At 34.2% G+C, this 13,056-nt stretch carries 11 protein-coding genes; 6 read left to right on the top strand and 5 right to left on the bottom strand.

The genetic code is table 11. The features are described 5' to 3' along the window. Positions 1 to 532 precede the first annotated feature (532 nt). From EM308_RS05220 to EM308_RS05195, 6 genes are all read left to right on the top strand, one after another. Positions 533 to 1,885 carry a site-specific integrase gene (locus EM308_RS05220; RefSeq protein ID WP_035633433.1) on the top strand — a complete coding sequence of 451 codons (1,353 nt, stop codon included), beginning with the start codon at positions 533 to 535 and terminating at the stop codon, positions 1,883 to 1,885. A 134-nt stretch (positions 1,886 to 2,019) separates the two neighbouring features. Continuing rightward, complete coding sequence (locus EM308_RS05215; protein WP_035633436.1) at positions 2,020 to 2,823, top strand: hypothetical protein; 804 nt, start codon at positions 2,020 to 2,022, stop codon at positions 2,821 to 2,823. Positions 2,824 to 2,932: 109 nt separating this feature from the next. Further along, positions 2,933 to 3,214: a helix-turn-helix domain-containing protein gene (locus EM308_RS05210; protein ID WP_035633439.1), complete on the top strand. Its 282-nt coding sequence runs from the start codon at positions 2,933 to 2,935 to the stop codon at positions 3,212 to 3,214. A gap of 5 nt (positions 3,215 to 3,219) precedes the next feature. Further along, positions 3,220 to 4,398 carry an AAA family ATPase gene (locus tag EM308_RS05205; protein ID WP_051877616.1) on the top strand — a complete coding sequence of 393 codons (1,179 nt, stop codon included), beginning with the start codon at positions 3,220 to 3,222 and terminating at the stop codon, positions 4,396 to 4,398. Between the two features lie 164 nt (positions 4,399 to 4,562). Next, the gene (locus EM308_RS05200; protein WP_035633442.1) at positions 4,563 to 5,606 is read left to right on the top strand and encodes a DUF6371 domain-containing protein; all 1,044 of its coding nucleotides are present in this window, start codon (positions 4,563 to 4,565) and stop codon (positions 5,604 to 5,606) included. Positions 5,607 to 5,653: 47 nt separating this feature from the next. After that, entirely contained in the window at positions 5,654 to 5,881 is a 228-nt protein-coding gene (locus tag EM308_RS05195) for a helix-turn-helix domain-containing protein (RefSeq protein WP_035633445.1), read from the top strand. A 176-nt stretch (positions 5,882 to 6,057) separates the two neighbouring features. Here the strand turns inward: EM308_RS05195 and EM308_RS05190 are convergent, their stop codons facing one another. The 5 genes from EM308_RS05190 to EM308_RS18310 all read right to left on the bottom strand — a co-directional run bounded on the left by EM308_RS05190 (position 6,058) and on the right by EM308_RS18310 (position 13,056). Then, on the bottom strand, positions 6,058 to 7,302 hold the full coding sequence (locus tag EM308_RS05190; protein ID WP_035633448.1) for a hypothetical protein: 1,245 nt from the start codon (positions 7,300 to 7,302) through the stop codon (positions 6,058 to 6,060). 61 nt (positions 7,303 to 7,363) lie between these two features. Beyond that, positions 7,364 to 8,629, bottom strand: coding sequence for an efflux RND transporter periplasmic adaptor subunit (locus EM308_RS05185; RefSeq protein ID WP_231926276.1), 1,266 nt, complete (start codon positions 8,627 to 8,629; stop codon positions 7,364 to 7,366). Then, positions 8,629 to 9,876 carry an efflux RND transporter periplasmic adaptor subunit gene (locus tag EM308_RS05180; protein ID WP_035633451.1) on the bottom strand — a complete coding sequence of 416 codons (1,248 nt, stop codon included), beginning with the start codon at positions 9,874 to 9,876 and terminating at the stop codon, positions 8,629 to 8,631. Before EM308_RS05180 ends, EM308_RS05185 begins: the two co-directional genes overlap by 1 nt. A 2-nt stretch (positions 9,877 to 9,878) precedes the next feature. Beyond that, positions 9,879 to 11,132, bottom strand: coding sequence for a TolC family protein (locus EM308_RS05175; RefSeq protein WP_035633452.1), 1,254 nt, complete (start codon positions 11,130 to 11,132; stop codon positions 9,879 to 9,881). Further along, positions 11,119 to 13,056 (bottom strand): efflux RND transporter permease subunit, encoded by a 1,938-nt coding sequence (locus EM308_RS18310; protein ID WP_035633454.1) that lies wholly within the window; start codon positions 13,054 to 13,056, stop codon positions 11,119 to 11,121. Before EM308_RS18310 ends, EM308_RS05175 begins: the two co-directional genes overlap by 14 nt.

The following is a 13,056-nucleotide window of genomic DNA, read 5'->3' as shown; positions in this document are numbered from 1 at the left end:
GCAGGTAACTCACTAAAAACAAAGAATTTGGGTTTATAAAAAATCTGAAATTTTTTAACAACAGTATAATCTGCAATTATTAAAAAAGATACAAAATCATTTTTTGGTTCACAAAAAACCTTTACAAAACCGAAAGAATCCACAACATTCTTTTGATAATCAATTACAGGTTAAAAAAAACATAATCAAATATAGAAAATTTATCGATTGGATTGTATTTTCCTCGTAATAAAATATTTAGAAAGCCATTTAAAACAAAAAAACCTCTTCTTTCGAAGAGGTTTTGTACCCGGAGCCGGAATAGAAACCATTCGATTTGGCGCTTTTTACAAACTTTACAAAAACAGACAAAAACACATATAAAATTATTCAATTTCAATAGTTTACAACAAAAACTCAACCAAATTTTTACAGAATGAAATGGAATAAAATTTAAAGGAATTGTAAAAATGTTTGGCAAATGTTTGGCAACTTTTGGAAACGTCCTACATATTGAATATCTTTGAATTGTTCAACCGTTCAAAGTTAAAATATGGCATCAATTAATTTCAGATTAAGAAGTTCAGCAAACAAAAATGTTTCAATAAAAGTTTACACCTCCCTTGGACGTGGAAATATGATTGAGGTAAGCACTGGATTTACAATCAATCCAAAAGACTGGAGCGACAATACCGATCGTCCCAAACAGAACACCGCAGAAAACAAACTTCTCTTTAACAACCTCAAAAAACTAGAATCGTTCCTTTTTGACAGCATTAACGCCGTCATGAGTGAAAGTGTTGTAATTGATAATTTTTGGTTAGAAACAAAAATTAAAGAGTGTTTCAACCGTGTAAAAAAAACTGACGAGGGATTGATCACAAATTACATTCAAGACTTAATTGACAATGCAGACACCCGGAAAGTAAAAGTTAAGGGAGGTTTTAAACACGGTATTTCTTTGAGCAGAAAAAACAGTTTTATATCAACCAAACAAATGCTCAGTGAATACGAAAAAAAAACTAAAAAGAAAATTCATTTTATAGACATTACTCAGGGATTTATAGATGGATTTGAACGTTGGTTACTCAAAACCAAAAAGTACGCTGTAAACACAGCCTCAAAGCATATTGCAAACATTAAGACCGTTTGCAATGAAGCTGAAAAGAAAGGCATACAAGTTAATTCGTATGCAAAGCAAATTAACATAGTATCTGAAAGCGATGACGACAGATATATTCAAACATTGTCTTTTAATGAATTGGACGAAATACGCAAAGCAGACATAACAAGTGAAGCCTATCAAAACGCCCGAAAATGGCTTTTGATTGGGTGCGAGATTGGACAACGTGGTGGGGATTTGCTTAACATTACAAAAGACAATATTCGATACAAAAACGGGAAAATGTATTTAGATTTAATTCAGCAGAAAACAAAGAAAGCCGTTACAATTGGAATAATATCCCCGTACATCATTGACCTACTCGAAAATAGTTTCCCTTATAAAATTTCAACTCAAAAACTAAACGACCATATCAAAAAAGTATGTGAGATTGCCAAAATTAATCAAATGACAGAGGGCAAAATATTTGATGCAAAGACCGGGCGCAAAGAATTCAAGGAATACGAAAAATATAAACTCATAACCACGCATTCGTTTCGGCGCTCCTTCTGTAGCAACTACTATAAGAAAATACCCACACCTGTATTAATGGGAATTTCCGGACATTCCAAAGAATCCATCTTCCGCGTTTACATAAATGCCCCGGAGGACACCGACGAAAATGCCGATTTATTTATGAAGTTTTCTGATCTTATACAAAAACAAAGGGAGGCCGAGCAAAAAAAAACAGAGCAAGAACCAAAACCACAATTTACAGTTATAAAAAACGGAACCAACGAATAAAATAAACTTAAAATTAGAGTAAATAGCAGAGGACACAGACGAAAATGCCGTTTTGTTTATGAAGTTTTACAGCGACATACACAAAGACAAGGCTCCTGAAATGAAAGTACTATTTATAACACTAGGACAGAAAAATGAAAGAATCAGATTACTTAAGACTTATAGGGGAAACCTATTTTGAAACAATCTTTATGGTTGGTAGTGTGACTAAGGAACCACGAAACGAAGTCCGAAAAAAATTGTTTCGTCAAATTTTAATGAGAAGCCAAAAAGTTGCCCAAATAAAATACTTCGTTACAAATGATGAATTTCTGTTTCAGTGTCAAAAGGCAGTAGAAACGTTAAGGATATATTGTGAAAAAAAAACACAAGAAATAAGAAAAAAACTACCATTGCTTACGCAAGAAGAGATTGATGATCTCAAAAATGGTTGGTATTATATTGATATGGAATTTTTAATCCCCGAAACGGTAAAGAAAGTAAACGGAAAAACAACTTATACAAATGTAATTTTATGCAATAACGATTTTAAATTTATTGAAGAATGTTTTGAGAATTTTAGCTTTGAACCGTTAGACAGATACCGCCCCGAACCTCCTGATTTGTCTAACACCCCATCATTTGAATTTGCAAACCAATTCGACAGCGTAAATGAAACCATAGTTTATGAATATTTTAAAAAAAACCTTGTTGATACAAAATACTTATCAGCCAATGATTTAAATTTATTTTTAGAATTGGCTTTCGAAAAAATGAAAATACCACAGGAGAAAATGAGTTTTAATCTTAAAACACAAAACAGAATTGTCAAAATATTTTACAACTACTACAAAATAATAGCAGGAAAGCCATACGGCAAGCAACAAAAATACCTAAACTTACTCCGTGATTATTTTATCGGATTTGAGAATCTTGACTTAAAAAACTTCTCAAAATAATACGATTTCAATACGGAATTTACGGAATTGATATGTAATCTACGTATTGATTTACAACCACATACCATATAAATAATATTGCACCATATTAATTTTTAATCAAATTGTTATGAGTGCAACAGTTCAATTTATCCAGTACGACGCAGAAAAACTAGAAGCCAAATTAATGGCAGGAGTTGACAGCAAATTAGACGAATTTTTAAAACACTTCAAACCAGTACAACCCGCAGAATATTTGACACGTCAACAAGTGGCTCAAATGTTTGACGTGGATTTGTCAACGGTTCACAATTGGTGCAAGTCCAAAAAACTTAATCCCTTAGGGATTGGCTCCCGCGTTTACTTCTTACGTTCAGAAATCGAAGCCAGCTTAATTCCACTAAATAAATAAGGGCCATGAGTACGGATAATACTAATAGCCCAGAGAAATCTTTGGTAAATCGACCTATCAAAGATACAAAATTTAATGATTTAAATGAGCTTAGCACTGCTATTGATGAAGCAATGAATAGTAATTTAAGTGAAAATCAAGTTGTTGAACTACACTTACTTAATCGACTTAAATTCAAAATTGACTTAAAAGAAAAAATTCCGCCCCCAAAAATCGCTTGGAGTCTTAGTAGCTCAAAAAACGCAGGGGAAGATATTTTTGGAACTATGGGCAATTTTGGGTTAATAACTGGCAAAGCCAAGTCCAAAAAAACATTTTTTATTGGAATAGCATTGGCAACAGCATTAAACAACAACCGAAGCTTGCTGAATCGATTCAAAAGCCATCTACCAAGCAATAAAAATGAAGTTCTCTACATTGATACGGAGCAAAGCAAATATCACGTTCAGAACGCTGTCAAGCGTATATGCAAGCTAATTAATGTAGACGAACCTGCGAACTTACATGCATTTAATTTAAGAAGTTTAAGTCCAGCCGAAAGGTTGCAATTTGTCGAATTAGAAATTTACTTAAATGATAAAATCGGATTTGTTGTAATTGATGGAATTAAAGATTTAGTGACCTCCATTAATGATGAGACGGAAGCGACAATGATAGCTACGAAGTTATTGAAGTGGACAGAGGAAAGGGATATTTATATTTTAACCGTATTGCACCAAAATAAAGGCGATAATAATGCAAGGGGACATATTGGAACTGAATTGATTAACAAGGCGGAAATAGTTCTTTCTGTTACTGCCTTGGAGAATGATAAAGAAATTTCAATAGTTGAAACCCAACAATGCAGAAACCGTGAGCCTGAAAATTTTGCTTTTAAGATTGATGAAGACGGTCTACCTTTTTTGGTGCCAATGGATGAACTGCCAATTAAAAGAACATCCAGTTCTTTTAACCCAACAGATTTAGAAGACTATCAAAAATATAAATTATTAACTGAAGTATTTAGCCAGGATAAAGAATTTAAATATGGACAATTGATCATCCAAATAAAGCTTGCTTTAAAGAATCAATTTAATAAGGACATAGGCAATAATCGTATTAAGATTTTAACGACTGAGTGCTATAACAAAGGTTGGCTAATTCAGGAAGACAATAAAGGTCCCTACACTCTTGGAGAATATTAAAATTTTATCGGTTTAAGGTTTAGGTGTATATAGGTATCAAACCTTAAACCGATAATACAAAGTTCAAAAAAAAAATTTATCGGTTTAAGGTTTAAGCTATATACACACCTAAACCCTAAACCTTGAATTTGAAGTTTAATAAACTAGTTTAAACCGTTAAACTTATGAGAAATCTAAAACTTAGCAAAAGACGAAATTTAGTAAAATATTGCCGTTGTGGAAAAAGTAATAAAGATGGAAAATTTGTTCCCTTTGAAGGTTATACAGATTATGGACATTGTCATAGTTGCTGTAAAACTTTTTTTCCTGATGTTGGTACAATAGTTGAGCCAATTGATATAAAATATAAAAAAGAAATTCCTTTACCCCCAACTTATTACAGTCCTGAATTGGTGGAAAGTACCGTATTGGATGATGCTATAAGTAATTTTATCAAATTCAATAGAAAACTATTTCCTGATGACATAATAATTGAGAACATCAATAAATATTTTGTCGGCACATGGGGAGGAAAAGTAGTGTTTTGGGAAGTTAACCAACAATGGAAAGCGGTCTACGGCCAAGTGATGGAATATGATCCAGAAACAGGTAAACGTTCTTACCTGGAAAATGGCGATGCTGACATAACCTCTATGAGAGTTAGTTTGAAGTTATGGAAATTCAAAGATGATCGTTGTTTATGTGGATTGCATTTAATCAACGAAAACACTAAGATAGTAGCTTTTGTAGAAGCTTATAAAACACTCTTTATAATGAGTATGGTTAAGCGTGAAATTACATGGGTATCAGGAGGAAATAAAGGTAGTTTTAAATATGATTTATTGAAACCAATTAAGCATTGCACCATTATTGCTTTCCCTGATAAAGGGGAATATGATGATTGGGTGCAAAAAGCAATTGAGCTAAATAAAAAGGGTTTCAAGATAATAGTGAATGATTTTATAGAAAATAGGGATTACCCAAAAGGAACCGATTTGGCAGATGTATATATTGAATTAAGAACAAAATCAAATACAGTAACTGAAAGTACTATATCATATACCGAAAAATTTCCAGAAAAGAATGATGGTGAATTTTCAGAAGAAAGCCTTGAAGTATTTCGGATGTTTCAGGATCGGAAAATCAAAAGGTTAGAAATGACAAAAGAGGAATCTTATAAAGCAATCCAAGATTTTATTGACCACAATACGGATACGTATAGGTTATAATATAAATTATATAATTTTAATTATCTAATCCCACAACTTATTTAGTCATGTCAAAAGAAACCATTCAAGAAGCAATTGGTAAATTCATTTACAACGAGCGGAAAAAACAGAAGTTAAGCCTAACAGCATTATCTATTAAAGTATATAAAAACAAATGTTCGGCAACACGAATCGGAAATATCGAAAAAGGTAAAATAAGAGACTGCTCCGTAAATACCATTGCAGAACTAATTTATGCATTAGGCTATGACTTGAGAGAAATTTTCAAAGAATAAGATTACGAACATTCCTAGAATATAAATTGGTTCTTGTGCACCGACTGGAACAGCCGAACGGAACAAAGCGAACGAGCGGAGTGAGACCGCTTGATTGCTTCGCCTGTTCGAGCTAAAGCTCTCGGGTGCCCATGTTGTTTGAAATGGATATAATCTGGTAAATGATTAACTTGGATTTAAATTGATTTTGCAATTTTATCCATAATGGAATGGTCAGAACCAAATTTGCAAATGGCATCACAATTGGCTCTCAATTCGGAAAACAATATGTATTTAATAATCATTTTTGAATTTTTTATTGCTGGTCTGTTGAGTTGTTGGATTACATCTTTCTCTCTGCTGTCTGGAATGATGATATAGAAAACCTCATCGCCATCAGAAATACTAAAATATAAATCGGATAGGCGGAGAATTCCCGAATAAATACTCGTGCTTTTCTCTACTTCGAATGCTCCAATTATATTATTTGTCCCTTTTTCAAACCAAAGAACATCAATAAGTTTTATTGTGTTTTGGGTATCTTTATCACAAGGCAGTTCAGGAAACTTATTGATGGAAATAAATGAGAAGCTTTGACCATTGAATGATTTGCTTTTATCATTACTCGCTGGGGTTACATCAAAACCTAATGAAACTCCAATTTTCAATAAATGGTATTGCATTTCATTGTGAAGATTTTCTTCTTGCTTTTCCTCCTGTATTTCTTTTTGGCGTTTTAAGATATTTTTTTCAAACTTATTACGTTCTTCTTCACTCAAATATTCATCATTACCGATAAGCATTTTTTGCGTTCCGATTTCAAAACATAATCCTGCTATTGCTCCTAAATCGTTAGATAATTCTGATTTATGTTTACTGTTGATTTCAATTAAGGTTTCTCTAATTTTTAAGTATTCTGACCAACTGCCTAATTTCTTTTTGTCTTTGAATAAAAAGTTAAATCCATTGAGAATAGCTGTATTAAATGGCGGAAACCAAGTTGGATGCAAGAAATATAAAATACTGGCTACAGCAGGGCCCAACCCCTTTATTTTTAAATTATCCAATCTTACAATTTCCTTTACGACCTGTTCTTCGGTTTTGGCATTAATACAGTTTTCGAGAAATTGGCCAAAAGCGATTTTGTTGTTTTGGTTTTCGTAAATATCTGGAATTCGTAATTTGGGTTTCCAATAAAAAGGATGCGCCACACCAACAAATATTTGTTTTTGTTCAGCGATGCAACTCAATACAAATTCTAAGCTACTGCCCTTGAAATCGTTTGGGAAAGTTTTACTTTTAATATCATCAATGACTTGTAAAACACCACGACGGATAGTGCGAAATGCTTTTAATCGCTGGTCATTATCGACAAACCATGTATTGTGAACACTTTCTTTATCTGTTTTGTATTGTTGAATTATTTGAGAGAGGTTGTTCATTTTTTTTTCTACAGTATAATTTTTTTTAAATATTTCTTTTTTCTTGATTATTGCAAATGTATTACATTTTCATCCCCTCCATAGGGTCACTACCTTTACGGAATTTATATTCGCTGTTTATGGCATAGGCTCCTGTGATAACCACTTTTTTGGAGCTGTCTATTTCAGATTTAATTTCAATCATGCCCTCGACTTCGGCTCCTGTTTCTACCATAACATTTTCAAACACACCGGGTCTTTTTTCTACCCAAATATAAGAGGCATTTTCTTCCCGAATCACTGCATCTACAGGTATAAACAATCCTTTTACATTGGATTGGGTCAATTTAACTACGGCTTGCATTCCGGGTTTTAATTGGGAATCGTGATTGGGAATTTCCAATCGAACCAGAAGCAGTCTGGTGTCGGGATTGATTTCGGGATTAATAAATGAAACTTTTGCATTAATTATTTTATCAGGAAAATCAGGAAAAACAACTTTCGCGATTTGTCCAGGATGTACATTTTTGGCATAGGACACATTTACTTGGGTTTCGAGCCAAAGACTGCTTAAATCGGCCAATTTAATCACTGCCGAACCTTCCATCGCATAACTGCCTTCTGTTGCAATTATTTCAGAAATATAACCACTAGCCGTACTGTGAAAAATAGTATTGGGAGAAACTTCAGCCTTGGTCTTTATACTTTCAATTTGTGCATTGGTTAATCCAAAAAACAATAATTTTTGTTTGGCCGATTTGAGCATATTTTGGGCATTTTTGCCAAAATCCCCCGGCATGGCCAATTGTTTGTAGGCTGTTAAATAATCCTGTTTTGCAATAGCTATATCTTCGCTATATAAAGAATAAACCGGTTCATTTTTTTTGACATACTCGCCAATGGTTTTGAAAAACAACTTATCGATGCGTCCCATTGCTCTTGCCGAAACAGTATTGGCTTTTTCCTGATTAATGGCTAATACTCCGGTATAATTTTGCTCCAGACTGCTTTGGCTTTTTGAAATGGTTTGAGTAGTAATATTCCCTAGTCGGATTTGCTGTTTACTCAAACTTATTTCGTTGGCCTCGGAGTTATCATGCTTTATTGGCGTAAGCTTCATGTGGCAAATAGGGCATTTCCCCGGTTTGTCTTCCTTCACTTGCGGATCCATAGAACAAGTATAGAAAACATCCTCAGCTGTCGTTTTGTGTCCGCTGTGGTCTTCTTTGTTTTTAGTATTACAAGCTATCATTGTTGTAAAGAGTAATGATAGTAAACTGATTTTTTTCATTGTATTACTCATCATTTTGATTTTAATTGTATTGGTGAATACTTCGTATTTCATCATTATTCGGTTTTAATAAAGCTTTCGCTGTCGATTAGATATTGTGCATTTTGGGCTATTGTATCTCCCACAGAAAGCCCTTCAAGTATTTGAACAAAATCATCTATTTCCAGTCCTGTTTGGATGGCTTTTGCTTTGAAACCATTGTCCAATTTTATAAAAACAACTTTTTTGTTACCTAAACTAACCAAAGCTTGTTTATGCAACCAAATTGCCTTTGTGGAATTTAATTGCACGCTTCCCTGCAATCTTGTGCCTATGGGCAGTTTTATATTTGCATTATTCAGATATACCCGGACTCTATTGGTCTTGTCAGTTGGATTTAATTGCGTTTCCACAAAATTTATTTTTGCGTAAATAGTATTCTTTTCTTCCAATTCAGAAGTGATGTCAATGGACTGATTGATTTTAATTAGGCTACTATATCCTTGCAAAACATTGAAAATACCCCAAACTTTATCGGTATTCATCAACTTAAAAACAACTTCTCCTTTCTTGATATAACTTCCTTCTTTAACATCCAAAGCTTCTGTAGTATTGCTTACATTCTGCATCGAAGAAGTATCAGGATTAGTCATTTTTTCGGTTCCGGTAATGATTCCGTTAGCAGGACTATAAACAGCAATTACAGGATTTACTTTTTTAGCGGAAGCCAATGCACTTATCTGATTATTGGACATTCCATAAAGCAATAATTTCTGTTTTGCTGAATTGATAATCGATGTATTTTGACTGTCATTGGAAATCAAATAAATAAAATTTTGCTGTTCAGTCAATAATTCCGGGCTGTATAATTCAAATATTTTTTGTCCTTTCGTTACTCTTTGGTACTTATAATTGACATACATTTTCTCTATTCGACCATTGATTCTTGCCGAGATATTTACCGCAGAATTCGAATCGTAAGTGACAATTCCAGGCAAACTGATATTACTTCTTATAATGGTGTCTTTCGCAGTGGTGGTTTGATAATTTCCCACGACAAACTTATCGGTGGGTTTCAGAAGGTCGTCGATAGAATCATTTGTGTCAGAATGGTCTTCGGTTATTTTTTTTACCAAAGCCATTCCGCAAATAGGACAACTGCCCGGTTTGTCTTTAATCACTTCGGGATGCATCGAGCAAGTGTAAACTTCATTTTGATGTTCCATTTCAGAATGATTTCCTGATTTGGTTGCAAGGAAATAGATTGCAATTCCAACAATCAAAATAGCAATCCCAACTAAACCATATTTCGTGTATTTACTCATAATTATTTGACTTCTAGTTGTTTTTCTATTTCTACTTGTGTTGTTAAAATTGATTTTAATTTATCCAATGCATCGATTTGAGTCATATTCATAGCTTCCCAAGCTTCTAATGCAACGAATAAATCCCCGGTGTTGTTTTGCCAAGCTAAAATCGCGGTATCATAATTTCTTTTTAAAGCAGGAATAATGTTGTCTTGGGTAATTTGGTATTGTTTTTTCAGATTCAAAAATTCAGCATTCATGCCTTTTATCATTCCGTTTACTTCGTTGGCAATCATTTGTTTTTGCCAATCCAAACTTTCGTTTTTTAGACGATAACTTTCGATATTCGCTTTATTCATTTTAGTTGACCAAGACATCGGAATTGTCATCATTCCCATTAATGAAAACTGCTGTGGCTGATTCCCGAAAGCAAACATATGGTCGTACTTTACGCCAAATTCCGGTCTGGTTGATACTTTCTCCACCTCAATTTTATAATTATTGATTTCCTTGGTTTTGTCAATGGCTTTGATGTCACTGCGATTGTTGATATAAGAAGACAAATCGGTTTCAAAAAGATTGAAATCCTTAATCTCGTAGTTTGAATCAATGTCAAAATCCACATTTTTATCACGCGACATTAAAGTATTGAGCATGTATTTTCGCTGGGAAATATCATTTTCCAACATCACAATCATACTTTGCAAAGTAGCATATTGCGACTTGGCTTTATAATATGATGGCAATTTATCCATGTTGTACTGATAACGTATTTCCATGCTTTTAATCATATAATCAAGGAGCTGGAGATTGTCTTGGGCTATTTTTATTTTTTTTCTAATGATAATCCATTCGTAATAATAAGTTTTTGCCAATGCGTTTAACTGGTTCAGAGTGAAATTTTTATTTTCATTTTCGACCGATGACATCGCTTTCATCAAATTTTCATTGGCATTTAATTTAGAAGCATTCGGAATCATTTGGGTTACACCCAACATATAGCTTCCCATACCGGGGTTCATTTCATCTGCTTTCCACATTTTGGTATTATAGGGAGTCATAAATAATCCCGTTTCCACTTGTGGAGGCATCCAACTTCTGGCTCCTTTGGCCGAAGCATCCATACTTTGGATATCGGCATCATACATTTTCAATTGTGGATTATTTGTATTGATTGTACTCAAGACATTATCCAACGTAAGTGTTTGGGCTTTGCTGATTGCAACGCATAAAATCAAACAACTTAGGACGATATGAAATTTAATGTTTTGCATCTATAAGATTAATTTTTCCTTTTGTTCTTAATTCGTGAAGTTTTACCATTTCAAAAACAACAGGGGTTACCAATAATACATAAATCGTTGAAGTAATTGTCCCGCCTATGAGCGGAACTGTGATAGGAAGCATTACATCAGCTCCTGTTCCTGTTGCCCAAAGAATGGGAATCAGACCAAACAAAGAAACCGAAACGGTCATCAGTTTTGGGCGTAATCTCTTGGCGGAACCGTCAATAATATATTCTCTTACTATTTCTTCAGTCAAGGTTTCGTTGCTGTTGCCGTATTTTTCGACCATTTTATTCATTGCTTCGTTCAAATAAATGGTAATCAGCATCGCCGTTTCGACAGCCAAACCAAACAAGGCAATAAAACCGACAGCCACGGCAACCGATAAATTAATTCCATAAAAATAGACCATAAAAATTCCGCCAATCAATGCAAACGGAACCGTTATCATAGTAATCAAGGCCTCTTTCATAGAATGATAAGTGAAATATAAAATGAGGAAAATAATCACGACAACAATCGGGAGAATTATACCCAAAGTTTTATTGGCTCTAATTTGATTTTCCCATTGCCCGCTCCATTCCACATAATAGCCTTTTGGCATTTTAGTAATCATTTCATTCAATTTTCTTTGTGCTTCTTTGACCGTACTTCCTAAATCCCTATCCCGAACATTAAACAATACACTGCCTCGAAGCATCGCATTTTCGCTGTTTATCATAGGCGGGCCATCACTTATTTTTACATCGGCAACCGTTTCTAATGGTATGGGGCCAAATTCCATTGTTTGTACTTGCAGTTTTTTCAAGGCTTCAATGCTGTTTCGGTATTCTTGTGCATATCGCGCATTGACCGAAAAACGCTGTCTTCCCTCAATAGTTGTGGTGAGTTTCATTCCACCGATAGAAGCTTCCACAACAGCGTTTATATCGTCTATTGAAAGTCCATATCTGCCTATAACTTCTCTTTTAGGCTCGATATCAATGTATTTTCCACCTGTAATGGGTTCGGAATACAAATCTTTAACCCCCGATGTTCCATCCAATGCCATTTTTATTTTTTGTGATAAAGCATTAATCGTATCTAAACTTTCGCCGTAGATTTTTATACCTACATCGGTTCTAATGCCTGTGGAAAGCATATTGATACGGTTAATAATAGGTTGCGTAAAACCATTAGTAACTCCTGGTATTTGCAGTTTATTATTGATTTCATTTATGATATCGGCTTTCGTCTTGCCTTCTCTCCATTCGTTACTGGGCTTTAGCAAAACAATAGTTTCAATCATACTTATGGGGCTGTTATCGGTTGCAGTATTGGCTCTGCCTGCTTTCCCTAAAACGTGAGCCACTTCGGGAATTGATTTTATCAATCTGTCCTGAATCTGCAAAATTCGTTTCACTTCGGAATTGGAAACATCAGGCAGAGTTACAGGCATAAAAAGAACAGAACCTTCATCGAGCGGAGGCATAAATTCTGACCCCAAACGAGTAAACATCAATATGCCTATTAACAGTGCCACAATGTTGACCGCCAAAACTGTTTTTCTCCATTTTAAACAAAGGGTCAAAATAGGAGTGTAAATGCTTTCCAATTTCCTGTTTATTGGATTTTTGTTTTCTGGACGAAGTTTTCCTTTTAGTAAAAGACTAATCAGCACTGGGGCAAGTGTAATGGCTAAAAAAGCATCAACTATCAGTATGAACGATTTTGTCCATGCCAATGGGCCAAATAATTTACCTTCCATTCCCGTTAGCAGAAATACGGGCAAGAAAGATGCAATTACGATTATTGTCGAATAGAACACACCCGGGCCAACTAATTTAGAAGAGGCTTCTATTAGCTTTCGTTTCTCTTCTGAAGATAATGGGTCGTTTTCTTTTTTGAATATATTTTTGAGTTTGTCTTTCAT

Origin of the sequence: Flavobacterium gilvum (assembly GCF_001761465.1) — a bacterium.
Lineage (GTDB): Bacteria > Bacteroidota > Bacteroidia > Flavobacteriales > Flavobacteriaceae > Flavobacterium > Flavobacterium gilvum.
This window is presented reverse-complemented; position numbering and strand designations above follow the sequence as displayed.

Coding starts and splice junctions, on each gene's coding strand:
- EM308_RS05220 (WP_035633433.1), top strand. CDS start 533: ATGGCATCAATTAATTTCAGATTAAGAAGTTCAGCAAACAAAAATGTT.
- EM308_RS05215 (WP_035633436.1), top strand. CDS start 2,020: ATGAAAGAATCAGATTACTTAAGACTTATAGGGGAAACCTATTTTGAA.
- EM308_RS05210 (WP_035633439.1), top strand. CDS start 2,933: ATGAGTGCAACAGTTCAATTTATCCAGTACGACGCAGAAAAACTAGAA.
- EM308_RS05205 (WP_051877616.1), top strand. CDS start 3,220: ATGAGTACGGATAATACTAATAGCCCAGAGAAATCTTTGGTAAATCGA.
- EM308_RS05200 (WP_035633442.1), top strand. CDS start 4,563: ATGAGAAATCTAAAACTTAGCAAAAGACGAAATTTAGTAAAATATTGC.
- EM308_RS05195 (WP_035633445.1), top strand. CDS start 5,654: ATGTCAAAAGAAACCATTCAAGAAGCAATTGGTAAATTCATTTACAAC.
- EM308_RS05190 (WP_035633448.1), bottom strand. CDS start 7,302: ATGAACAACCTCTCTCAAATAATTCAACAATACAAAACAGATAAAGAA.
- EM308_RS05185 (WP_231926276.1), bottom strand. CDS start 8,629: ATGATGAAATACGAAGTATTCACCAATACAATTAAAATCAAAATGATG.
- EM308_RS05180 (WP_035633451.1), bottom strand. CDS start 9,876: ATGAGTAAATACACGAAATATGGTTTAGTTGGGATTGCTATTTTGATT.
- EM308_RS05175 (WP_035633452.1), bottom strand. CDS start 11,132: ATGCAAAACATTAAATTTCATATCGTCCTAAGTTGTTTGATTTTATGC.
- EM308_RS18310 (WP_035633454.1), bottom strand. CDS start 13,056: ATGAAAGACAAACTCAAAAATATATTCAAAAAAGAAAACGACCCATTA.